At 54.1% G+C, this 819-nt stretch carries 1 pseudogene; it reads right to left on the bottom strand.

The features are described from left to right. Window positions 1–179: pseudogene (locus GSQ77_RS29735) on the bottom strand (sulfotransferase); the annotation flags it as partial. Between the last annotated feature and the right edge of the window lie 640 nt (window positions 180–819).

Here is an 819-nt window from a genome sequence, read left to right as displayed (position 1 = left end):
GTATCGGAAATGAAGACCGAGTATTCGTTGCGCCCACTCATGTCGCCCTGCAGCGTATTGAACAAGCCGCCGACCGGGCCGCTCATGCCGGCATGGAAACGTGGGTTCTGGCGTAACAGACCGGCAAGCAGAGTCGATCCGGACCTGGGTAGGCCCGAGATGAAGTGAACAGGTCGCAAGAATTTCCCCTGATGGATTTCGCTTAACCACAACGCGGCAGCAACAAATGTGCCATGTATTTGCGAAAACGTGAATTGGGTCGCAATCTATCTTCACGGAGCAAGTTGCAGAGTGCATTGAGTTGTGGCAGACACATTTAGAGGCACCTTGTGACGCGAAAGATTCGATGCGCGTCAGTTTTTTTTATTGGGTCGCAGCTCACCGATGACCATTCGCCTTGTTTGTGGTGGCCCGATTTCCGGCCGGTGACCCAAACAGACTCAGCAAATGGCAACGCCTTCCTCGTATCCGCAAACAATGCGAGGCCCAGCTCATCTGACGAGCCCGACTGGCGTCCGAAGAACTGAATTTCTACTTTTGTGATTGTGATCTCAGAATTTCGACAGACTTGACCGTCTGTCTCACTTTCAAAAAATAAATTTTCATGCCAAGCCAGCCCTGATAGGCTGTGACCACATCTCAGTTCTTGATGCCACCGCCAGGCAAGCCGCGTTGGTCGAGGCCACTGGGCCGGAACTGCATCCATCGATTGTCGAAGTCACCTATGTCTCAATACCCAGTGCCGGCTCGACCTGTTCGCGCCGACGTGCCGCGCCCTCACATCGAGACGAGCAGCTTCAGCACGCGCGTACTGACTGC

This window comes from Burkholderia sp. L27(2015), from assembly GCF_009765705.1.
In the GTDB taxonomy this organism is placed as follows: domain Bacteria; phylum Pseudomonadota; class Gammaproteobacteria; order Burkholderiales; family Burkholderiaceae; genus LMUX01.
Note: the sequence above shows the minus strand (reverse complement) of the source record. Positions and strands in the feature narration are given on the sequence as shown.